The organism is Myxococcus hansupus, assembly GCF_000280925.3.
Classification (GTDB): Bacteria; Myxococcota; Myxococcia; order Myxococcales; family Myxococcaceae; genus Myxococcus; species Myxococcus hansupus.
Map to the genome: position 1 here is coordinate 8,186,753 of NZ_CP012109.1, position 20,805 is coordinate 8,207,557.

The following is a 20,805-nucleotide window of genomic DNA, read 5'->3' on the forward strand; positions in this document are numbered from 1 at the left end:
ATGCGGCACGTACGAGGCATCACGCTTCTGGAAGTCATGGTGACCGTGGCCATCATCGGTTTCATGGCCTCGATGGCCGTGCTGTCGATGCAGGGCTCCGTCGACCGCCAGCGGGAGAACGAGGCCACCCGCGAGCTGTGGGCCTCCGCGCTCCGCGCCCGGCAGCGCGCCATCTCCACCAATCAGCCCGTCCGCATCGTCGTGGAGAACATCGACCAGCAGGACGGCACCACGCGCACGATTGCGCGTTGGGAGCAGCTCACCTGCGGCAACACCTGGGACAACGCGAGCTGTCCCACGATGGGGTGTGAGAACGCCACATGCCGCACCCGGCCGGACTGCTGCAGCGAGCTGGGCCAGGACATCAACGTTCCCCGCACCATGAACGCCACGGCGATTCACGGGCTCTGCTTCATGCCCGGCAATGGACGCCCCGTGCTCCCGAATGACTTGAGCTGCATGCGGGACTCGCTCGATGACGCGGTCGCCCTGGACGCCGTCGCTCCGGGCAACATCCGCTTCAACTTCACCGGAGACAGGGTCCGCAGCCTCATCATGGTGGAGCCCCGTACGGGACTCTCCAGTGTGCTGGACTGCGACTCCCAGGCGGCCATCGACCGCCCCGTGGCGGAGTGCACGAACTGAGTTCGCGTCACCCCCTCCCCGGACATGTGCCGGGGAGGGAGCCGCTCCTGCGGCTCGCTACGCCGCCAGCGCCTCGCGGCACTTGAGGCAGACCTCACCGCCCTGCCCCACCGCTTCCGAGTACGTCCAGCAGCGCGGGCACTTCGCACCCTGCGCTGGAAGCACCTCGGCCGTCACGCGGACGCCTTCGCCAAACACCTGCGCCACCTCCAACACCTGCGCCGCCTCACCCTTCACGTCCGCCAGTTCCACCTGGCTGGTGATGAAGAGGCCCGGCAGCTCGGCCAGGTTCGCCTGGAGGAAGTCACGCGCCGCGCCCTCCGCCGTCAGCACCACCCGCGCCTCCAGCGATGCGCCGATGCGCTTGTCCCGCCGCGCCGCCTCCAGCACACCCTGCACCGCGCTTCGCACCGCGAAGAGCTTCGCGTAGCGCTCGGCCAGCGCCGGGTCCAGCTTCGTGGACACCGCCGGGAAGCCGCCCAGGAAGACGCTCTCCGCGGACTTGCCCGGCAGCGTCTGCCACGCCTCCTCCGCCGTGAAGCTCATCACCGGCGCCAAGAGCCGCAGCAGCACCGAGGCCACCTCGTACAGCACCGTCTGCGCGCCGCGCCGGGGCTGCCCGTCCGCGCGCCACGTGTAGAGCCGGTCCTTGAGGATGTCGAAGTACACGGCCGACAAGTCACCGGCGACGAAGTCCACCACCGTCGCGTAGACGAGGTGGAACTCGTAGTCCTCGTACGCCTTGCGCACCCGCGCCACCACCTCCGCCAGCCGGCCCAGTGCCCAGCGGTCCAGCGGGAGCAGCTCCGCCTCCGGCACCGTGTGCTTCGCCGGGTCGAAGTCGTAGAGGTTGCTCAGCGCGTAGCGGATGGTGTTGCGCACCTTCCGGTAGCCTTCCGACAGGCCCTTGAGAATCTGGTCCGACAGGCGCACGTCGTTGCGGTAGTCGCTGGCCGCCACCCACAGGCGCAGCACCTCCGCGCCGTACTGCTGGATGACCTTGTCCGGCGCCACCACGTTGCCGCGGCTCTTGGACATCTTCTCGCCCTGGCCGTCCACCACGAAGCCGTGCGTGAGGCACGCCTTGTACGGCGACACATCGCGCGTGCCCACCGACACCAGCATGGACGAATGGAACCAGCCGCGGTGCTGGTCACTGCCCTCCAGGAAGAGGTCCGCCGGGATGCGCTGCCGCTTCTCCAGCACCGCGGAGAACATGCACGCCGAGTCGAACCACACGTCGAGGATGTCCGTCTCGCGGCGGAACTCGCCCTTGCCGCAGCGCGGGCACTGGAAGTCCGCGCCCAGGAAGTCCTTCACCGGCGTGCGGTACCACACGCCCACGCCTTCCTTCTCCACCGCGGAGGCCACCTTCTCCATCAGCTCGGGTGACACCACCGCCTCCTCGCAGCCCTCGCAGTAGGCGATGCAGATGGGCACGCCCCACGTCCGCTGACGGCTGATGGTCCAGTCCGGCCGCATCTCCAGCATGCCGCGGATGCGGCTGTGCCCCCACGAGGGCACCCACTGCACCTTGTCCACCTGCTCCAGCACCACCTGCCGGAACGTCTGCGTCCCGTGGAACGGCGCGTCCATGGGGATGAACCACTGGTACGTCGCACTCAGGATGACGGGATTGCGGCAGCGCCAGCAGTGCGGATACGTGTGCGCCACCGTGTCCGTGGCGCCGTTGAGCAGCGCGCCCTTCTCCACCAGCAACTGGATGACCAGGGGGTTCGCCTCGAACACGCGCCGGCCTTCCAGCACCGGCCCCACCGTCTCGTCGTAGCGGCCATCCGGACGCACGGGGTTGTAGATGTCCAACCCGTACTTGAGGCCGACCTCGTAGTCCTCCTGACCGTGGCCCGGCGCCGTGTGCACCAGGCCCGTACCGGCATCCAGCGTCACGTGCTCGCCCAGGATGACGCGGCCACGGCGCTCGTAGAACGGGTGCTGGTAGGTGAGGTGCTCCAGCTCCTCGCCGCGCGCGTACGCGAGGATGCGCGACGGGTCCACCAGCGCCGCCGCGGACACCTCGCCGCCGGGCAGCTCCACGTGCTTCACCGCCAGCTCGTCCGCCTTCACCTCCGCCAGCACCTTGGGCAGCAGCTCCCGGGCGACACAGATGACGCGCTCGCCGAGCTGGTAGAAGACGTACTCGAACTCCGGGTTCACGGCGACGGCCAGGTTGGACGGCAGCGTCCACGGCGTGGTCGTCCAGATGACGAAGGCCACGTCCTTGCCCTTCAACGAGGGCAGGCGCTCGGCCAGCTCCGGGCCGGCCTGGAAGGCCACGTACACGGAGGGCGAGGTGTGGTTCTCGTACTCCACCTCCGCCTCCGCCAGCGCCGTCTGGTCATAGAGGCACCAGTACACCGGCTTCTTGCGGCGGTAGAGCATCCCGCGCCGGGCGAAGGTGGCCAGCTCGCGGATCTCCTGCGCCTCGTAGGTGAAGTCGAGCGTCTTGTACGGATGCTCCCAGGAGCCGAACACCCCCAGGCGCTGGAACTCGGCCTTCTGGATGTCGACGAACTCCAGCGCGTAGGCGCGGCAGGCCTCCAGGAAGGCGTCGCGGGCCAGCGTGCGCTTGTCGATCTTCTTGTCCTTGAGCCGCTTCTCCACCGCCTGCTCGATGGGGAGCCCGTGCGTGTCCCAGCCGGGGATGAAGTCACACCGGCGGCCGGACATGTTCCGGTACTTCACCACGATGTCCTTGAGGACCTTGTTGAGCGCGTGGCCCGCGTGCAGGTGGCCGTTCGCGTAGGGCGGGCCGTCGGGCAGGACGAAGGGCTCCGCGCCCGCGTTCTGCTCCAGAATCTTCCCCCAAATCCCTCGCTCCGCCCACCAGCCGAGCATCCGAGGCTCGAGCTGCGCCAGGTTCCCCTTCATGGGGAACTCCGTGCGAGGCAGGTTGACGGAGTCCTTGAAGTCCTTCTCCTTCGGGGGCGTGTCGCTCATATTGAGAGCGCCGTAACACGCCCCGTTTGGGGCTTCAATCCGCGGTGGGACTCACGGGCTGCTGGGCGACCGTCCTTCGCACCACCACCACGGACAGCTTGCCTTCCTGGGGGGCGACGAAGGTCAGCTTGATTTCGTCGTTCGGCGAGCGGAACAGCCGGGGCTCTTCTTCACGGAAGCCCGCCTTGCCCAGCTCCTCCCGGTAGAAGGCCTCCACCTCCGGCTGCTTGGCGGAGACGGAATAGGTGACGGTGCGCGAGGACTCCGCCTCCGCGTTCAACACGTCGGAGGCGCCCGGAAACACGGGGGCGACAGAGGACTGCGATTGCAGCCGCCCCTGCCCCAGGTTCGCTTCGCCCATGTACACCGTGGTGGTGCCGTCCGGGTTCGCCTGGAGGATGGCCGTGTAGGAAATGAAGAGCTTGGTGTCGAGCGCGGTAATCATCGTCTCGCGCAGCAACTGGGGCTGCAGGTCCTGCTTGGGGACGTGCAGCTCCCACGCCCGAAACCGGGACACCAGATGCTGCCCGATGACCTCCGGCTTCTCCTTGCTCAGCACGGCGGACATCCGCACGGGGACGCCTTCGGAGATGATGGTGCCCGGCACGTCCACCACCGCCACCACCTTCGGCACATCCCAGGTGAAGGGCATGCGCTGGGCCTGGGCCTCCATGCCCACCAGCACCAGCCCTCCCACCAGGAGTCCCCGCAGTCCGTGCATCATTCCTGACTCCGTGAAGCGGCCGCGCGAGACGCGGCCGTCGTGGCTACTCCGGCGCGACCTCGATGACCTTGCCCTCGTCGTCTCCGCTGTCCATCGGAATCTCGACGGGCGCCACGGGCTGAGCGCCCTTGGGGCAGCGCTTGGTACACGCCGCGACCTTCTCCTTGAACGTCTTGGCACAGCGCGACGCGCAGGTCTGGTTCCGTCCCGCGTTCGGGCACTTGCTCATGCACGCCGACAGCTCCGAGCCGCCCTCGGTGCTGCAGTCCGCGTCACATTGGGTACGGCCCGCCGCGAGCGTGGTGGGCGCGGAGAGCACCACCGAAACGAGGGCCAACCGAATCCATCCCTTGATGCACGTCATGTCAGTTGCAGTCCTTCCCAAGGAAGCAGCCTTCGCGAGCCTGGTAGCCAAGGCCGTACGGCAGCGTGGTGAGTCCGCCCAGGAGCGAGCCCGGCGAGGTGCTCCAGATGCCCATGCCAATCGGGTCTCGCAGCGGAGGAAGCTGGGTGAACAAGGAGTCCTCACCCGCCGCGCTGAGCCACATGGTCCGCTCCTTCATCCCGAGCCCCACCATGGCCAGGGCCGTGGGCGGCAGCGGGTTCATGTAGAGCGCCTGCTCGGCCAGCATGCTGGCCGCGCCCGGAATGGCCATCACGGTGGGCGTGTACGTCGTGAAGACGGTGGCGTGGAGCGGGACGTTGGTGCACGGAATCAACTGGTCCTGCATCAGGATGTTGCAGGTCGTGGACTCCACTTCACCGGCCAGCCCCCAGTCGTCGATGAGCATGGAGAAGCTTCCAGCGCACCGGCCCGCCACGGGGCGGCCCACCGCGCAGACCTGGAAGTTGGCCAGGTGCGACTCCATGTTGCGCTCCTGGTAGAGCCCGGACTCCCCCTGGTCGAGGAAGGAGCTGGGGAACCGCCACGCACTCAAGGTCGCCTGGGCGCGGCACTGCGTGCCGCCGTTGTCGCGGTACACGACGCGGGTGACCGCGGCGCCACCCCAATCCACGCCGGCGCCCATGTCGCAGCTCACGTTCATGCCGCTGCCCGTGGTGAGCGCCTGCGTAATCCCGGCACCGGTGGTGGCGGACAGGCCATTGAAGTCCGCGTAGCGCCCCTGCGCGTCACCCGCCGCGTTGCGCATGGAGTTGCCCGCCGGGTCGTAGTTCAGCGGCAGCAGGTGCATCTCCCCGTGGGTCCCATCCCAGAGCGCAGAGATGGCGGCCTCTTGCACCTTCAGCGACAGGAAGCCCACCTCGGCGAAGTGGATGCCGAAGGCGACGATGGTGACGAAGAGCGTGGCGCCAATGGCCGTCTCCACCATGGCCTGTCCACGCGCGTGCCGGGCGCGAAGGGTCTTCTTCATCATTGGATTCCCCTGTAGCCCACGTCGCGGAGGGCGCGCAGCGTCTGGGCCGCGGCGGGCGCGCTGATGCCCAGCGTCGCCTCGGCGTCATCGAGTCCCGTCTCATCCGTGTCCGCGGCCACCAGCGTGGCGCGCCAGTACGGGTTGAGGAGGTTGGGCGGCTCGGACCAGTGGTTGAAGCCCATGCTCCGGCCACGGTGGTAGTAGGCGATGCCCGTGGACATGGCCGTCTGCACGTCGTTGGGCGTGCCGTCCGCCATCTGGAAGCTGCGGTTGTCGTAGACCGACCCGGGGCCGGATTGGGCGAAGCGATACCGGAACGAATAGTCCCAGGGGTCGAGCCGCCGGCTGCGCAGGTTGCGCTGCACGACGGCGAAGTTCTTCGGCTGGCCGAAGTTGTTGTCGCCGCCATCCAGGAGCTGGGTGAGGTTGTAGTCCAGGAACAGCGGCCAGATGCCCGGGCAGCTCGTCACGGGGTTGAGGCAGGGCGCCAGCATGTGACGCATGTAGGGATTGGGGTCGCTGCCACCCGTCCAGCGGTGCTCCGGCGTGGGCATGAAACCACCCGACGACACGAGGCTGGCCTCCGTGCTCTCCGTGCCGCCCACCATCGTGGGACACGGTGAGCCGCCGCCATTTCCGGCGTGGTCATAGAGGTAGAGGATGCTGCCCTCGTCCTCGGCGGTGATGGCCGGGGCGTAGGGCGGCAACATGGGCATGTCCTTGCCCGGCTTGCCGAAGTGCGTCGTGCCCGAGGTCGCCACCTCCACCAGCACCATGTCCGGCGCCTCGATGAGCTCCCACAGGTTGATCATGTGGGCCATGTAGTGCAGGTCGAAGCGCCCGGAGACGAACGAGAAGCCCCGGCTTCCCATGGCCGCCTGCACCGCGTGCTGCACCGTCGCCGGGATGTCGCAGACCGCGCCACCTCCCGTGCAGGCCATGCCGCCCGAGAGTTCGTCCCGGTTCACCCCGCCCACGGGCGGGACCTGCCACGCGGCATCCGTGGCATTGGCGCCAGGCTGCACGTTGCGGACAATCTGGTTGGCGAAGCGCTGGTTGTCCAACGCGCTGCGCAGGTCCTGGAAGTTCGCCTGCTGCGCGAGGTAGAGCGCGTTCTGCGCGAGCTGATGTCCCCGCATCTGAAGGGCGAACCGGGGCTCATACCGCTCGAACACCTGGTTGACCCGCCGGTCCTCGCGGCTCAGCTTGTTCTGCAGCTTGCCCAGGTCGCTCAGGCCCTTGTTGCCGCAGCGGCAGCGGCGCGCGCACGACGAGCTCTTCCAGGCGCAGGGGCACCCCGTCCAGACGTTGAGCTCGTAGACCCACTCCCAACTGTTGTAGCCGTCGCTCGCGGCGTTGAGCTGCGCGCGGTAGAGGCTGGCCCAGCTCACGAGGCTGGCGGCGCCGGCCTGCGCCACCGCGTGCGCGATCTGCACGCGGTTGATGACGGCGATGTTGTTGAACGTGCGCGCGGTGGCCACCGCGTTCGAGAACGCCGCCGCGTCCGCCACCGTCTGGGCCTCGATGCGCTCGCGAACCTTCATGGAGAAGGACAGCGTCAGCGTCACCATCAGCACCAGGAGCAACATGCCCAGTGCGAACAGCACCATCGTCTGGCCACGGGGGTTCTTGGGCATCATCGGGGACAGTCCATGGTGGCGAAGTGGCGCGCCTTCACGGGCGTCAGCATCCGCATGGTGAAGCTGGTTTCAATGGGGAACACGTACTCGCGGCGCCCCACGCGGGTCGACAGCTCGGTCCGGACATCCGCCGCCAGCTCGTAGGGGTTGCTGAACTCGCCGGGGCCCCAGTTCGCCTGACGCTCGGCCATCATCAGCGGGTTGGCCGCCGTGTAGTCCTGGATGCCCATCTGCGCGAGGAACATCCGCGACATCACCCAGTTCGCGAACGGGATGCGCATGGGGTACCAGTAGATGAGCCGCACCTCGAGGCGCCGCAGGTGGCCGGGCTCGTCGAACTCGCGGTCCTGCGGGCTGTCCACGCCGCCGCCCGCCAGGCTGCGGTTGATCCACACGATGCTGCCGGTGTGAACACCATCCAGCCCCGCCTGATAACGGTTCTCCCGGCGCTGCGCGAAGGCGCGCGCCAGCCGCTCCGGCGCGCCGGCCCCGCCGCCATGCTCTCCGCCAATCCGCGGCGTGGACACGCCAATGAAGGAGTGGAACGAAGGCAGCAGCGAGAGAATGGCCGCGTGGGTCATCCGCTCGCATTCGCCGTGGGCGACGCTGCCAGCGCGCGTCGCGCGGAAGGCCGCGTACTGAGCCAGCACGCGGGCCTGGAGCATCAAGAAAAGCTGCAGCGTGCCCAACACCAGGAACACGACGAGCGGAAGCGACAAAGCCGCTTCCACCATCGCCTGGCCGGACTGTCTCCCGCCGCTCGGGCGCAGTGAATTCATGGCGAGCGTATGTTCCGGGGATTCAATCCTGATCGGACATACGTCAACTTGACGGGGCGTTCGGCTCATCCCCCGCAGGAGAACACGGCTCTGCGACAACCGCGTTTTTCTGGCGTGAAACAACCGAGTTACAACGGCCGTCCGCTCGCCTGGGGGTTATCGTGACTTCATCCCCTTTGTGTCGAGCTGGTACTTTTTTACCAGCCTTTCAATCGACTTTCGGTGAAGCCCGCTTTCCCGGGCGGCGCGAGACAAGTTCCCTTCGCAGCGCGTCAAAACACTGGTGACGTACTCGCGCTCGAAGTTCTCCAGCAACTGCTCCTTGGCGTCCTTGAAGGAGAGGTGCTCGTTGAACGGCAGCGGGCCTTCGCGGACCTGGCCGCGCACGCGGGGCGGCAGGTGCACGGGCTGAATCTCCTCGCCCTCACTGAACGTGAGGACGTGTGACAGCACGTTCATCAGCTCGCGCACGTTGCCGGGCCACGAGTACGACATCAGCAGGCCCAGGGACTCCGCGGAGAAGCGCTTCTTGCCGTGCTTGCCGACGACCTCCGGGTCCGCGAGCGCGCGCTTGAGGATGAGCGGGATGTCGTCGCGGCGCTGGCGCAGCGGCGGAAGCTGGATGGTGATGACGGACAGGCGGAAGTAGAGGTCCTCGCGGAAGCCGCCGCCTTGAATCTCCTTCATCAGGTCGCGGTTGGTGGCGGCGATGACGCGGCAGTCCACCTCGATGACGTCGTTGCCACCCACGCGCCGCACTTCGTGGTTCTCCAGCACGCGCAGCAGCTTGGGTTGCAGGTCGAGCCGCAACTCGCCCAGCTCGTCCAGGAAGATGGTGCCGCCGTGCGCGCGCTCGAAGGCGCCGGGCCGTCCGCTCACCGCGCCGGTGAAGGCGCCCTTCTCATGTCCGAACAGCTCGCTCTCGATGAGGTTGGGCGGGATGGCGCCGCAGTCCAGCACCTCCATGGGGCCCTTGGTGCGGCCGGACAGCTCATGGATGGCGCGCGCCACCAGCTCCTTCCCCGTGCCCGTCTCGCCCTGGATGATGACGGACACGTCCATGGGGGCGATCTTCTTGATGAGGCCGAATATCTGCCGCATCTTCACGCTCTGCCCCACCATCTCGCACAGCTCGCCTTCGCGGTCGGGCTCGATGGTGACCTCCTCGTCGAGCGGCGCGAACGTCAGCAGCGACGAGCCCGCGCGAATCTGCGAGCCCGGTGACAGGTAGGCCCGCTCGATGCGGCGACCATCCAGGAAGGTGCCGTTGGTGGAGCCCAGGTCCACCAGCAGGTAGCCGCGCTCGGTGAACTGGATTTCGAAGTGGTGACGGCTGGCGGTGCGGTCCTCCACCAGGACCAGGTCGTTGCCGGGATGCGCGCCGCAGCGCAGGCGTTCTTTCTCGCTCACGACGGAGCGGCCGGTGTCCGGTCCGGAGGACACGGACAAGCGGCATTTGTGGAGCTTCACCGTGGTGCGCGAGTCCACCACGAGCGTCTCGCTCAACAACGAAGCGGGGTTCGGGTCTTCTCCGACGTCGCCGGGACTGGTGTGGATGTCGTCAGGGTGCAGGGGGGTGGCACTCATCTGCTCACGAGGATAGCAAAGGCCTCCCATGAGGCCCGCCCCCCGCGGGCGTCCGTGATAGGCTCCCGCGCCCCGTCCATGCCCTCGCGAAAAGTGAAGCCGAAGAAGGCCCCGGTCCTGCCTGGGTCCCAGGCACCCGAGCGGCCCACACGCCGCGCGCGTGCGAAGCGGACGGTCGTCATCCTGTCCCGCAAGCGCTCCCTCTATTCCACGCGGCGGCTGGTGTCGGCCATTCGTGAACGGGGACATCGTCCCCTGGTGCTGGACACGCTGCGTTGTTGCCTGCTGCTCGCGCAGGGCGCGCCGCGCATGACCTACCGCGGCGTGGAGGTGCGCGGCGTGGACGTAGTGGTGCCGCGCATCGGCGCGTCCATCACCGCCTACGGCCTGGCGGTGGTGAACCACTTCGAGATGATGGGCGTGCCGGTGCTCAACCCGCCCACGTCCATCGCGCGCAGCCGCGACAAGCTCCGCGCGCTCCAGTACCTGTCACGCTCCGGGTTGGACATTCCTCGCACCGTGATGGCGCACGACCGCAGCAACGTGCGCCGGCTGGTGGAGGAGGTCAACGGGCTGCCCGTCATCATCAAGCTCATCAAGGGCACCCAGGGTGTGGGCGTGATGATTGCCCACACGCTGCCCGAGGTGCAGACCATCCTCGACACCTTCTGGGACCTGGGTCAGGAAATCGTGCTCCAGGAGTTCGTCGCGGAGAGCGAGGGGCGGGACGTGCGGGCCCTCGTCGTGGGCGACCGCGTGGTGGGCGCCATGCGGCGCAAGGCCAAGACGGGCGAGTTCCGCTCCAACATCCACCGCGGCGGTGAAGGGCAGGCAATCGAGCTCGCGCCGGCGTACGTGGAAGCAGCCGTGCGGGCCGCGCGCATCGTGGGCCTGGAGGTCGCGGGCGTGGACATGCTGGAGGGCCGCGCGGGCCCCCGGCTGATGGAAATCAACTCCAGCCCTGGCTTCGAGGGACTGGAGCGCGCGACGCGCGGCGACATCGCGGGCGAAATCATCGACCACGCGCTGGCTTACGCCGCGGCGAAGCGAACCGGGTGAGCACGACCCCAGCCGTGTGAGGTTGCTCGCCTGCTTTCGAGCAAACGCACAGCCGGGGCAAGCCACCTTGCATGCTCCTCAGGAACTCAGGAATGCCTCCGCGGACCATCTGTCTTGGGGAGTTGGCAGCGACGTGGGTGGCCCTCTAATCTGGCGGCCCTCAAATGAAAACGCTGCACAAGCCGCTGCAGATCACCGTCTACCAGGACGTGCTGTGTTCCTGGTGCTACCTCGCCGACCTGCGCTTGGATGTCCTGCGCCAGGAGCTGGGCGACGCCGTTCGCTGGAGCGTCAGGCCCTATCCCCTGCGCGTTCACGACGTCCTGCCCACCGCGCGAGAACAACGCGCGTTGGTGGAGGAAGTCGAACGCGCACGGCGCGAGCCCGACGCCGCCGCGCGCATGTTGTCGACGGACCTGTGGCTCGGTGGAGATCCACCGCGCACCAGCGTGCCGGCGTTGGCGGCGCTCGAAGCAGCGCGGCTCCAGGGTCCGCAGGCGCGCGCGTTCCTCGCCCGCGCCATGCAGCGCGCCGCGCTGGAGCAGGGCGTCAACGTGTCCCGCCCGGACGTCGTGTTCGAGCTGGCCTCGCGCGTGGGCCTGGCGATGAACGAGTTCTCCGCCGCCTTCCGCTCCGAGGAGACGCGGCGCCTCATCCTCGACGAGCACCGGGACGCCACCCACCGCGGCGTGCGCGGCGTGCCCACGCTCGTCATCGGCGGCCGGTGGATGCTGTGCGGCCTGCGCGAGCTGTCCGAGTACCGCGAGCACGTCCTCGCGTGCCTGGGCAAGGTGTCCGTGCCCCGCTCGGGCTCGCCCGAGCGCGTCGTCCACTGAAGCGCCGCACGTCCCAGGGCCCCGCGAATCCCACGCGGGCGCCCTTCCGTGGACCCGTGGTTCAGCGCGTTTCCGCGCTGTTGCTGAGCGCCAGGTAGAGCCCCGCCAGCATCAACTGGAACAGACCCAGGGCGGGCACCACGGGCAGACAGCAGAGCAGGAAGCCCACGCACATGAACAGGCCTCCCAGCAGCAGGACTCCCACGATGGGCAGCCGCTCGCCCTTCGCATAGGCGAAGCAGCGACGCAGCGTCTCCACCACCCGGGGCGAGTCCGTCCGCGCCAGCTCGGGCTGGAGCAGCACCAGCGGCGTGAGCAGCCACGCCCCCGGGAAGCAATAGAGCGCGAGGGCCGTGACGCCCATCACCGTGAAGGTCGGCAGCAGCCCTGCGATGGCGCCACCGAGTTCGGCCTCGGGCAGGTCAAGAATCGCCACCAGTTCCGACCAGGACACCGAGCCCGTCGCCAGGCCCGCGCCCACCGACCCCGCGACGATGAGCACCAGCAACGGAGTCACGAGCAGGATGGACAGCACCAGCGTGCCCAGGTAGGCCGGCACCTTGCCGAACTGGCTGAACATCCGCGCCAGGTCCGCGCGCTGTCCGTTGAGCACGTCCATGCTCATCCGGAGGAAGCCCAGCGTCACCGCGCCCTGGATGACATAGGAGCCCAGCGTCCCGATGAGGAAGGCGACGACGAGGACAGCGACGTTGTCCACCAGGCCGCCGATGAGGGACAGGATTTGTGAGAACACCTGCCCGACGAAGGACGCGGCCATGAAGATGAGCACGCCCACGCTGAGCATCACCCACTCGCGCTTGAAGGCCTCCCAGGAGAGCTCCAGCAGACCGCCGACGCTCCAGTTCTCCCGGTTGAGCGGGAAGCTCCGGCCCATGCCTTCTCGTTCAAGGCAGGCCGGACACCAGGCTTGCGAGCCGCCCTGGCTGCACGTGCGGCACATGAAGTTGCCGCAGCGGGTACAGGTGCCCACCGCTTGAAACGCCGGGTGAAGCGGACAGCTCGCGCCCGCCTCGAACTCAGTCTCCGCCATGTTGCGTCTCCCCTCGTGCGGCCTCCGTCCGGAACGGTTGGCACGCACATTTCCCCCTACACCACCCGGGCGGTGTCCACCAGAGGACGAAGGACGCTATCGTGAGGGCGCGCGTGCCTGGAGTCGGACTGCATCCGGGTGTGAATTTTCCGCGCGCCCGTCCGTCTCCCTCGCGTGGCTGCAAGGTGGACGTCTCGCCCGTCCACTCCCGCCCAGGAGAGTCATCACATGCGCCGCCTGCTCGCCCTTGCCGTTCCGATTGCCCTGATGATGGGCACTGGCTGTGTCGCCCACGTCCACGGCCCGGCGCGTCACGCGCCCGTCGAGGTCATCGAGTACAGCTACTCGAGCGACCACCCCATCCCCGATGACTTCGGCGGCGGCTGGTGCCCGTACTCGCACCTGCACGTCCACGACTATCAGCCGGCCACGACGTACTACGCGTACTCGGACAACGCGTACTACTACAGTGGCCCTTCCGTGGTCTGGTACTGGAACGACCACCCCCACGCGCACGGCGGCCTCTGCAACCTGCACGGGCGCCACTCCCACGACTACTACCCGACGGTGGGCAACCTCTACCGTTACGAGCGCAACCGCGGCTACGTGTGGAGCCGCACGCACAGCGCGTCCGCGGGCTACGGCTACGTCCGCCCGTCGGGAGCACGCCCCAACCGGCCTGGCGTCGCGCCGGTCCGCCCTGGCAATACCTACAGCGGCGGCCGTCCGCCTCCGGGTGGGGCCGGGTGGGGCACGCGGCCTCCCCGTGGCACCAACTCGAGCGGCTACAACGCGCCGAGCCGCCCGAACAACAACGGCAACAGCGGGTGGGGAAGCCGTCCCGCCACCAACAACCGCCCCAGCAACAACGTGGCGCCGAGCCGGCCGCCCAGTGGCTCGTCCTCCAACGGCAACTCGGGGAGCGGGTGGAACAACCCTCCCGCTGGGCGCTCCTCCACGAGCAACCCTCCCGCCGGACGCTCCACGCCCAGCGCGTCGTCTCGGGATGACGACAACGACAGCTCCAGCGGCAACAGCGGCAGTCGCTGGGGGAGCGGCTCTGGCTCCAGCAGCTCTGGCTCCAGCAGCTCCGGCTCCAGCAGCTCGCCCCCGCGCGGCAGCAGCTCCAGCTCCACCAGCTCGCCCTCTCGCAGCAGCAGCTCTGGGTCCACCAGCTCCGGGTCGAGCCGCCCCAGCAGCTCCGGGTCCAGCGGTGGTTGGAACCGCGGCGGTGGCAGCTCCGGCAGCGGAGGGAAGTCGTCGGGCTCCAGCTCGGCTCCGTCCGGACGCTCTTCCGGCGGTAGCAGCGGTAGCAGTGGCAGCGGCGGCAGCCGCTGGCGCTGAGCACGGCGACGCGTATCCACGGTGCGGAATGGCGGGCGTGGCGATGACCGCGCCCTGCGCCTGAACGACACCGTGGAACCACCGCGGCAACGGTTCCTCGGCACCGTGACAACAGGCGAGGGTTGCCACGTACACGCATCCGGGGCGGTTAACGCCGTTCCCCTCGGCACCGTGACAACAGGCGAGGGTTGCCACGTACACGCATCCGGAGCGGTATCGCCGTTCCCCTCGACGAGCGGCGACAGGCGAGGGTTGCCGCGAACACGCATCCGGGGCGGTTAACGCCGTTCCCCTCGGCACCGTGACAACAGGCGAGGGTTGCCACGAACACGCATCCGGAGCGGTAGCACCGTTCCCCTCGACGCAGCGGCGACAGGCGAGGGTTGCCGCGAACACGCACCCGAGGGGGCGAGCGCCCCGACACAGACGCCGCGTCCCTCCCCGGGGCGCGGCGTTGGTGTTTTTCGGACAGCGCACTTCCCTCGGCGCACGCCGGCCGCCGTGCCGAGGCGTCGACTTGGGGACGGACCGGACGCGGCGTGGATTGCCGCCCCGCAGGGCCATGACGACCTTGCCCGCGATGAAGCGTCCTCTCCTGATGGTCTCCTGTGTCCTGTTGGGACTCTCACCGGGCTGCGGCCCCGGCGACACCACACCTGACCCGGGCCTCCAGACCGATGACGCCGAAACGGTGGACCTGGACAACCTCCGCATCGGCGTCACCGGCAAGGCCGCGCTGTTGCCCGAAGCGCAGCAATGGCTCGACGCCCGCGGCCTGGCGGCGCCTTCGCTGAACGCCGCGCCCGTCACCCTCGCGGAGCCCTTGCGGCTGGCGGTGAACGACCCGAACGCCACCTTCGGCACCTCACCGGTCTCCGAGGATGGCTCCTTCACCGTGAGCGACGTGCCCGTGCGCGAGATGCACCTGAGCCTCACCGCCGGGCTCGAGGCCGCCGGGCTCGTGCGCTCGCACACCCTCATCTACGACTCCGCCTTCACGGGCGCGCGGCCCCGCACGGACCTCGTCGACGTCCGGGTGTGGGGCGTACCGGAAGCCTTCCACGACGCGCTCAGCACCGCCGTGGGAGAAAGCGCCATCCGCGGACACACGGGCAACCTGGCCGCCACGCTGCGCGACGCGGGCTTCGTGCTGGGCCGCGTCGTGGATGCGGCCGGCCAGCCGGTGTCCGGCGCGAGGCTGACCCCTGACCGCGAGGACCTGGCCGGGCGCATCTACTACCCCTCCGCCGACCTCGCCGCCTCGGGCCAGGAAGGCACCGGGCCGCAGGGCCTGTTCGTCTACGTCCATTCGGGCGTGGACGCGGACACCTTCCTTCTGTCCGTCACGGGGATGGAGGCCTATGTGCCACGCAACGTCGGCGTGGCACCTGGGTGGGGGATGGTGCTCACCGTCCATCCTGGCCTCTACCCGCCTCCCTAGCCCGCCCACGCGGCGCCGGGCCACCCACCCACGTCACGGCTGCTCGGGAGCGGCTGCTCCGGACAGGGGCCGCCCCCATGTTCCGTGGGAGTGGCGGCACGCCCAACCGTCGTCCCCCATCGCCGCGCCGCCCTCGCGTCCAATGCCACGAAGTCGGGGCACGACGCATTTCTAGAGGGAGCGTCTCGAACGGGGGACCTCGGGCGGATGTGTCGCGGGAGGAGCCCGGTGCGTTCCTGGGGGGACGCCACGATGAACGCGTACTGGAGACCTCAGCGCCGCAGCGCCGCCATGGCCCGTGGGATGTCATGGCTCGCCGCGCTGGGGGCTCCGCTCGTGGGCATCCTGTATCTGCTGGGCTGGGCCCTGGACATGGAGATGCTGAGGCCCGGCGTGGCGGGCATCCCCATGACGCCCGTGACGGGCATCGCCATGGTGTTTGGCGGTACCGCGCTGGGTTTGCGGCTGGTCGCTCGTCCCTTCCGCCACCGAGAGCCCCTGGCCATCGCCTGCGCGCTCGTCGCGATGGTCATTGGCGCGTTGAACCTCCTCCGGGAGGTGACGGGTTGGGATGCGGGGCTGGAGCGACTGGTGATTCACCTGCTCGGCGAGCACACCTCCTCGCTGCCCAGGCCGTCCCCGCTCACCGCCACCTGCACGATGCTGTTGGGCCTGGCCCTGTTGCTGCTGAACAACCTCCGGCTCGTGCGCCTCCGGGACACGTTGGTCGTGTTGTCGCTGGTGAGTTCGACGCTCGGCCTCAACGGTCTGCTGATGGGCCCCTTGCTCATCGTGGGCACCCTGCCGTTCCTCGCCGAGCGCAGCATGGGCCTGCCCACCGCGCTGACGATGACGCTCCTGGGGGTGGGGACCCTCTGCGCCCGGCCCGAGCAGGGACTGGTGAGCCGCATCACCCGCGACTCGCTCGGCGGCTTCGTGGCGCGTCGGTTGGTGCCCATGGCGCTGCTCGGCCCCTCGCTGCTGGGCATGGTGTTGATGGTGCTGCGGGACACGGAGGCCATCAACATGGAGGCGAAGCTCCCCATCTTCGCCACCCTCGTCAGCGTGGGCGGCGCGGCGCTCGTGCTCCTGTCCGCGCGGGCCTTGGACGCCATTGAAGCCCGGCGCCTGCAAGCGAGCCTGGAACTGGAGGCGTCCGAAGCGCGCTACCGCGGGCTGCTGAACCACACCCCCGTGGGCATCCTCTTCGCCGAGCCCGGCAAGGACACGCTGGTGGCCAACCCCGTGGCGGAGGCGATGCTGGGCAGCACACCGCACGGGACGGAGCAGACCGGATACCACCCGCCCCTGCTCACCGCGGAGGGCCACCTGGTGCGCACGGAGGACCGGCCCATCGTCCGGGCCATGACCACGGGACGGCTCGTCGGTCCCGAGGAATACCTCATCGAGCAGCCCCACGGCCGCAGGTTGCCCGTGCTGGTGACCGCCGCCCCCGTCCATGGCTTCAACGGCTCGGTGCGAGGCGTGGTCTGCACGCTGCAGGACGTGACGACGCGCCACGAGCTGGACCAACTGCGCGAGGAGTACGTCAGCCTCATCTCCCACGACTTGCGCAATCCGCTCCACACCATCGGCCTGCGCGTGGGGCTGCTCCGGCGCGCCTTGCGCGAACGCAAGCTGGAGCAGGAAGAGACGATGACGGAGTCCATCCAGCGCAGCGTGACCTGGATGAGCGCCATGATTGAGGAGCTGCTGGAAGGCTCGCGGCTGGAGTCCCAGCGAGAGACGCTGCGCCGGGAGCCTCGGGATTTGGTGCGCTTCCTCGACGACGTGATGGAGCGCGACGTGCCCCCGGACGCCCGCGAGCGCTTCCACCTGGAGGTGCAGGGAGCGCTGCCGCCCGTCTGGGTGGACGCGGCGCGGCTGGAGCGGGTGGTCGCCAACCTGCTGAGCAACGCCGCCAAGTACAGTCCGGACGGGGGTCCCATCACCGTGCGCGCCCAGCTCCAGAAGGGCCAGGTGGTGGTGTCCGTGAAGGACCAGGGCCCCGGCCTGACCGAGGAAGACGCCGCGCACGTCTTCGACAAGTACTACCGCACGCGCAAGGGCGGCACGGTGGACGTGAAGGGGTTGGGCCTGGGGCTCTACATCTGCCGTCTCATCATCGAGGCCCACGGCGGCCGCATCTGGGTGGAGAGCGCGCCTGGCCAGGGCTCCACCTTCAGCTTCAGCCTGCCCGTGGAGCCCCCGGGAGAGCCGCCGCCCCCGCCGCGAGCCCCGGATGACCGGGACCCGGCGGCGGGAGACGGCTCCGCCCTCAGCGCGTCGCCGTCCAGAGCGGGAGCCAGTCCGCTCCCTTCGCGCTCGTGAGCCGCGTCTGGCCGGTGCCGTCCGCTCGCATGAGGTACACGTCCGCGTTGCCCTCGCGCTCGGACACGTAGGCCAGGTACTTCCCGTCCGGGCTCCACGCGGGCATGTCGTCCCGGTGCTTGCCGTCCGTCAGGGCCACTGGCGCGCCGCCCGCGAGCGGCACCACCCAGATGCGGGCGAGCCCCTCCGGAGTACGGGTGACGTAGGCCAGCCGCTTTCCATCCGGACTCCAGGCCGCCTCGCGCTCCTCGCCGGCGTAGTGCTCACCCGACACGGGGCGCATCTCCGAGCCGTCCCGCCGCAGGAAGAACAGCCGGTCCTTGCGCTCGCGGTCACTGACGAGGACGAGCCACACCCCATCCGGGCTCCACTTCGGCTGGCGGTCCTCCATGTGGAAGTGGGTGAGCCGCTCCTCGCCGCTGCCGTCCGCCTTCGCCACGTAGATTTCGGGGTCGCCCTCGCGGCTGCAGACGTAGGCCACCTCCTTGCCGTCCGGGGAGATCTGCGGCTCGAAGCAGCCTTGCGGCACCTGCGTGAGGCGCACCTCGGGCACACCCTCTCGAGGCACCAGCTTCACCACGTCGCTGAAGCCCTCGGCGTCGGACTCGGCCACCAGCCAGGTGCCGTCTGGCGCCCAGCTCACGTTTCGCGCGCGTGCCCGCGGCGCGTGCAGCGGCACCGCCGGCCCCTTGCCATCCAGGGGCATCACGCGAATCTGCGAACGGTGCAGCCCTTCCACCTCCGTCGCGGTGATGACGACCAGGGACTTGCCGTCGGGCGACAGGGGACCGGGAAACTCGTCCTCCTCGGCATCCGTCAGTCGCGTCTCGACCCCTTCCGGACTCACCTTCCAGACATCCTTCTGCCCCGCCCGCTCCGACAAGAAGATGACCGCGCCCGGAATGGCGCGAGCCTCCTCCTTCGACAGCGTCCCGGCGTCGGACGCCCCGCCACACCGGCCGGAGCACCCGACACCGAGCACGGCGAGCGCGGTCAACCACCGCGCCCGCCACGGCCAGGAACGTTGCAGCCGTTCAAGGCCCTGCATCCTCACCTCACTGCACCCGGATGGCGTCCGCGATGACCACTTCACCGCTGCTCGTCCAACGGCTCAACTGCACCGTGTTCCAGCCCCGGGCGAAGTTGTACGTCCCCAGCGTGACCCACTTGCCGCCGTCAATCTGCTGGTTCCGGCTCACCGTGGTGGCCCCACCCGTGTGGTTGATGATGAAGGGCGCCGACGTGCTGCGGTTGGTGCCCGCCGGCCACCAGGCCTGGATGGTCCGCGACCCCGCCGCGGCCAGGTTGAAGCGGAACACGGCCGGCTCGGAAACCGGCGCCACGTTCGCGAAGTAGTAGTCGCCGCCGTAGTTGCCGGCGAAGGTGCCACGCGTCCAACTGGTCGCGGGCGCCGAGAAGGTGGCGAGGCTGGCGTTGTTGTTGGCGTTGTTGCTGTCCACGATGATGGCCGACGTGCCACCACCGCCGCCGTCACCACACTCGCTCCGAATCTGGTTGATGTACGAGGTCCACGGCCAGTGGGCGCCCGGGTCCGAGCGGTTCGCCTGAAGCTGGCCATGCGCCACGATGTGGTACCGGTCACGCGGGATGTTGTGCCCCCGGGTGATGTCACACGACAGCTTGGCGGAGGACGTAATCATCCGCGTGTCGAAATTCGTCGTGCTGGCATAGCCGCCGTGCTCGATGCCCACGGAGAAGTCGTTGGTCGACCGGCCACCGAGCCCCGGCTTCGTATTGTTGTTCAGGCTCGGCTGGTAGGCCGCGGCGATGTGCCAGGCGCGGCTCGACTCGCGCACGAGCTGGGTCACCGCGCTGCCCGTCTCGTTGACCACGTAGTGCGCGCTCACGCCCGAAGCGGAGTTGGACAGCCAGCTCACGCACCCGGAGTACCCACCCTCGCAGGTGTGGATGATGATCATCTGCGGCAGCATGCCCGACGGACGCGCATTGAAGTTGGGTGACGTCCTCCAGACGGCGCCCGGGTAGTCCACGACGTTCAGGGCCTGCGCCGTCGGCAGCGCGAACTTCGCCTCCACGTCGCTGGCCTCCAGCGACACCGCCACCTTGCCCGTCGGCGTGAAGGCACCCGCGCCCTCGCGCAGCGCCGCGTACACCTCGTTGTGGATGTACTGCGCCTGGATGTCCGGGTCGGAGATGTCCGTCAGGCGCACCACCACCGGGGCCCACGCGCCCAGGTCCCCGCGGTCGATGCCCGCCGCGTCGGCGTGCTTCGACAGCAGCGCGGCGGCCGCGCGCACGTTGGCCAGCGGCTCGTCACGGACCGCGTCCGCGGACACGCCCGCCAGGGCAGCGCCATCAATAATGTCCTGGCCACGCAGCGCCATCAGACCGAACGCCGCCGGGCGGCCCTCGAACTCCTCTTCACCCCGGACGTGCTCCCAGCGCGTCTCCGCCAAGGAGATGGCCTTGAGCAGGCTCACCGGGACGTTGAACTCCGCCGCCGCCTTGGCGAACACCGCGTCCAGCTCGTTGGGCGTGCGGCGGGCCGCGTCGGCCACCGCGCGGACGGCGTCATCCGCCACGCCCGCGGGAACCTGCGCCTCGGGGGAAGCCTCTTCCGGGGACACCTCGGGCTGGGGGCCACAGGCGGACAGCGCCATGGCCGCGGCCGTCGCCGCGAACGTCTTGCGCAACACGTGCATGGAAACTCCTTGAAGGGGGGTCAGCAGCTCCACGGTCGCCCCCATCCACGGGAGCGGCGCAGGGAGCGGACCCCCAGCACCATGCATGCCAGCCACGATTTCGCGGGGAGCACCTCTTTTCCGGAGACCCGAGTGGAGCATCCATGCTCCACCCCACCGTCAAGAAATCCGCCTTCGCCCCAGCGATGGCCTCCGCCAACCTGCTGGAATCAGGGGGTTCCCACATGTGGGACGCCCCCCGCCGAGCGCCCGACTGGCCACCCCGTGTCGCAGTGACGTGTTTTGAGACAGAGAGAAGTAAATCAATTTTACCCTCAATCCAGGAGCACTTTCTTTTTCGAGGAGCACCG

16 protein-coding genes are annotated in these 20,805 nt (G+C 69.0%); 5 read left to right on the plus strand and 11 right to left on the minus strand.

Annotation, left to right across the window (positions count from 1 at the left end; genetic code table 11):
- The gene (locus A176_RS32220) at positions 1-645 is read left to right on the plus strand and encodes a pilus assembly FimT family protein (protein ID WP_002638082.1); all 645 of its coding nucleotides are present in this window, start codon (positions 1-3) and stop codon (positions 643-645) included.
- 57 nt (positions 646-702) lie between these two features.
- Here the strand turns inward: A176_RS32220 and ileS are convergent, their stop codons facing one another.
- The 7 genes from ileS to A176_RS32255 form a co-directional block, all read right to left on the minus strand.
- Positions 703-3,603 carry an isoleucine--tRNA ligase gene (gene ileS, locus A176_RS32225; protein ID WP_002638083.1) on the minus strand — a complete coding sequence of 967 codons (2,901 nt, stop codon included), beginning with the start codon at positions 3,601-3,603 and terminating at the stop codon, positions 703-705.
- 34 nt (positions 3,604-3,637) lie between these two features.
- Complete coding sequence (locus A176_RS32230) at positions 3,638-4,327, minus strand: hypothetical protein (protein ID WP_002638084.1); 690 nt, start codon at positions 4,325-4,327, stop codon at positions 3,638-3,640.
- A gap of 43 nt (positions 4,328-4,370) precedes the next feature.
- Positions 4,371-4,691, minus strand: a complete 321-nt coding sequence (locus tag A176_RS32235; RefSeq protein WP_002638085.1) for a hypothetical protein — start codon at positions 4,689-4,691, stop codon at positions 4,371-4,373.
- Between the two features lies 1 nt (position 4,692).
- The gene (locus A176_RS32240; protein ID WP_002638086.1) at positions 4,693-5,703 is read right to left on the minus strand and encodes a TadE/TadG family type IV pilus assembly protein; all 1,011 of its coding nucleotides are present in this window, start codon (positions 5,701-5,703) and stop codon (positions 4,693-4,695) included.
- On the minus strand, positions 5,700-7,343 hold the full coding sequence (locus A176_RS32245) for a pilus assembly protein TadG-related protein (RefSeq protein WP_002638087.1): 1,644 nt from the start codon (positions 7,341-7,343) through the stop codon (positions 5,700-5,702). The genes A176_RS32240 and A176_RS32245 overlap by 4 nt, the downstream gene beginning before the upstream one ends.
- Positions 7,340-8,122, minus strand: coding sequence for a TadE/TadG family type IV pilus assembly protein (locus tag A176_RS32250; RefSeq protein ID WP_021781339.1), 783 nt, complete (start codon positions 8,120-8,122; stop codon positions 7,340-7,342). The genes A176_RS32245 and A176_RS32250 overlap by 4 nt, the downstream gene beginning before the upstream one ends.
- Before the next feature lie 156 nt (positions 8,123-8,278).
- On the minus strand, positions 8,279-9,709 hold the full coding sequence (locus tag A176_RS32255; protein WP_226994049.1) for a sigma 54-interacting transcriptional regulator: 1,431 nt from the start codon (positions 9,707-9,709) through the stop codon (positions 8,279-8,281).
- 78 nt (positions 9,710-9,787) lie between these two features.
- On the opposite strand from A176_RS32255, the gene A176_RS32260 reads away from it, so the two are divergent.
- A complete protein-coding gene (locus tag A176_RS32260; protein ID WP_044890314.1) occupies positions 9,788-10,768 on the plus strand; it encodes an ATP-grasp domain-containing protein in 981 nt (326 codons plus the stop codon).
- A gap of 164 nt (positions 10,769-10,932) precedes the next feature.
- Positions 10,933-11,604 (plus strand): DsbA family oxidoreductase, encoded by a 672-nt coding sequence (locus A176_RS32265; protein WP_002638091.1) that lies wholly within the window; start codon positions 10,933-10,935, stop codon positions 11,602-11,604.
- 61 nt (positions 11,605-11,665) lie between these two features.
- Here the strand turns inward: A176_RS32265 and A176_RS32270 are convergent, their stop codons facing one another.
- Positions 11,666-12,655 (minus strand): V-type ATP synthase subunit I domain-containing protein, encoded by a 990-nt coding sequence (locus A176_RS32270; RefSeq protein ID WP_002638092.1) that lies wholly within the window; start codon positions 12,653-12,655, stop codon positions 11,666-11,668.
- A gap of 785 nt (positions 12,656-13,440) precedes the next feature.
- Complete coding sequence (locus A176_RS32275; protein ID WP_002638094.1) at positions 13,441-14,019, minus strand: hypothetical protein; 579 nt, start codon at positions 14,017-14,019, stop codon at positions 13,441-13,443.
- Positions 14,020-14,579: 560 nt separating this feature from the next.
- Between A176_RS32275 and A176_RS32280 the strand changes: the two genes are divergently transcribed.
- Together A176_RS32280 and A176_RS32285 are read left to right on the plus strand one after the other, a co-directional pair.
- Positions 14,580-15,440, plus strand: coding sequence for a carboxypeptidase regulatory-like domain-containing protein (locus tag A176_RS32280; RefSeq protein ID WP_226994050.1), 861 nt, complete (start codon positions 14,580-14,582; stop codon positions 15,438-15,440).
- Positions 15,441-15,668: 228 nt separating this feature from the next.
- Positions 15,669-17,771, plus strand: coding sequence for a sensor histidine kinase (locus A176_RS32285; protein WP_002638096.1), 2,103 nt, complete (start codon positions 15,669-15,671; stop codon positions 17,769-17,771).
- Here A176_RS32285 and A176_RS32290 read toward each other — a convergent pair.
- Together A176_RS32290 and A176_RS32295 are read right to left on the minus strand one after the other, a co-directional pair.
- Positions 17,719-18,819: a TolB family protein gene (locus tag A176_RS32290; protein ID WP_044890313.1), complete on the minus strand. Its 1,101-nt coding sequence runs from the start codon at positions 18,817-18,819 to the stop codon at positions 17,719-17,721. The two genes, A176_RS32285 and A176_RS32290, sit on opposite strands and share 53 nt — an antisense overlap.
- 7 nt (positions 18,820-18,826) lie before the next feature.
- A complete protein-coding gene (locus tag A176_RS32295; RefSeq protein WP_002638097.1) occupies positions 18,827-20,455 on the minus strand; it encodes a golvesin C-terminal-like domain-containing protein in 1,629 nt (542 codons plus the stop codon).
- Between the last annotated feature and the right edge of the window lie 350 nt (positions 20,456-20,805).

Excerpts from the sequence above, each read along its gene's own strand:
- A176_RS32220 (WP_002638082.1), top strand. The coding sequence starts at position 1 with ATGCGGCACGTACGAGGCATCACGCTTCTGGAAGTCATGGTGACCGTG.
- ileS (WP_002638083.1), bottom strand. The coding sequence starts at position 3,603 with ATGAGCGACACGCCCCCGAAGGAGAAGGACTTCAAGGACTCCGTCAAC.
- A176_RS32230 (WP_002638084.1), bottom strand. The coding sequence starts at position 4,327 with ATGATGCACGGACTGCGGGGACTCCTGGTGGGAGGGCTGGTGCTGGTG.
- A176_RS32235 (WP_002638085.1), bottom strand. The coding sequence starts at position 4,691 with ATGACGTGCATCAAGGGATGGATTCGGTTGGCCCTCGTTTCGGTGGTG.
- A176_RS32240 (WP_002638086.1), bottom strand. The coding sequence starts at position 5,703 with ATGATGAAGAAGACCCTTCGCGCCCGGCACGCGCGTGGACAGGCCATG.
- A176_RS32245 (WP_002638087.1), bottom strand. The coding sequence starts at position 7,343 with ATGATGCCCAAGAACCCCCGTGGCCAGACGATGGTGCTGTTCGCACTG.
- A176_RS32250 (WP_021781339.1), bottom strand. The coding sequence starts at position 8,122 with ATGAATTCACTGCGCCCGAGCGGCGGGAGACAGTCCGGCCAGGCGATG.
- A176_RS32255 (WP_226994049.1), bottom strand. The coding sequence starts at position 9,709 with ATGAGTGCCACCCCCCTGCACCCTGACGACATCCACACCAGTCCCGGC.
- A176_RS32260 (WP_044890314.1), top strand. The coding sequence starts at position 9,788 with ATGCCCTCGCGAAAAGTGAAGCCGAAGAAGGCCCCGGTCCTGCCTGGG.
- A176_RS32265 (WP_002638091.1), top strand. The coding sequence starts at position 10,933 with ATGAAAACGCTGCACAAGCCGCTGCAGATCACCGTCTACCAGGACGTG.
- A176_RS32270 (WP_002638092.1), bottom strand. The coding sequence starts at position 12,655 with ATGGCGGAGACTGAGTTCGAGGCGGGCGCGAGCTGTCCGCTTCACCCG.
- A176_RS32280 (WP_226994050.1), top strand. The coding sequence starts at position 14,580 with ATGAAGCGTCCTCTCCTGATGGTCTCCTGTGTCCTGTTGGGACTCTCA.
- A176_RS32290 (WP_044890313.1), bottom strand. The coding sequence starts at position 18,819 with ATGCAGGGCCTTGAACGGCTGCAACGTTCCTGGCCGTGGCGGGCGCGG.
- A176_RS32295 (WP_002638097.1), bottom strand. The coding sequence starts at position 20,455 with ATGCACGTGTTGCGCAAGACGTTCGCGGCGACGGCCGCGGCCATGGCG.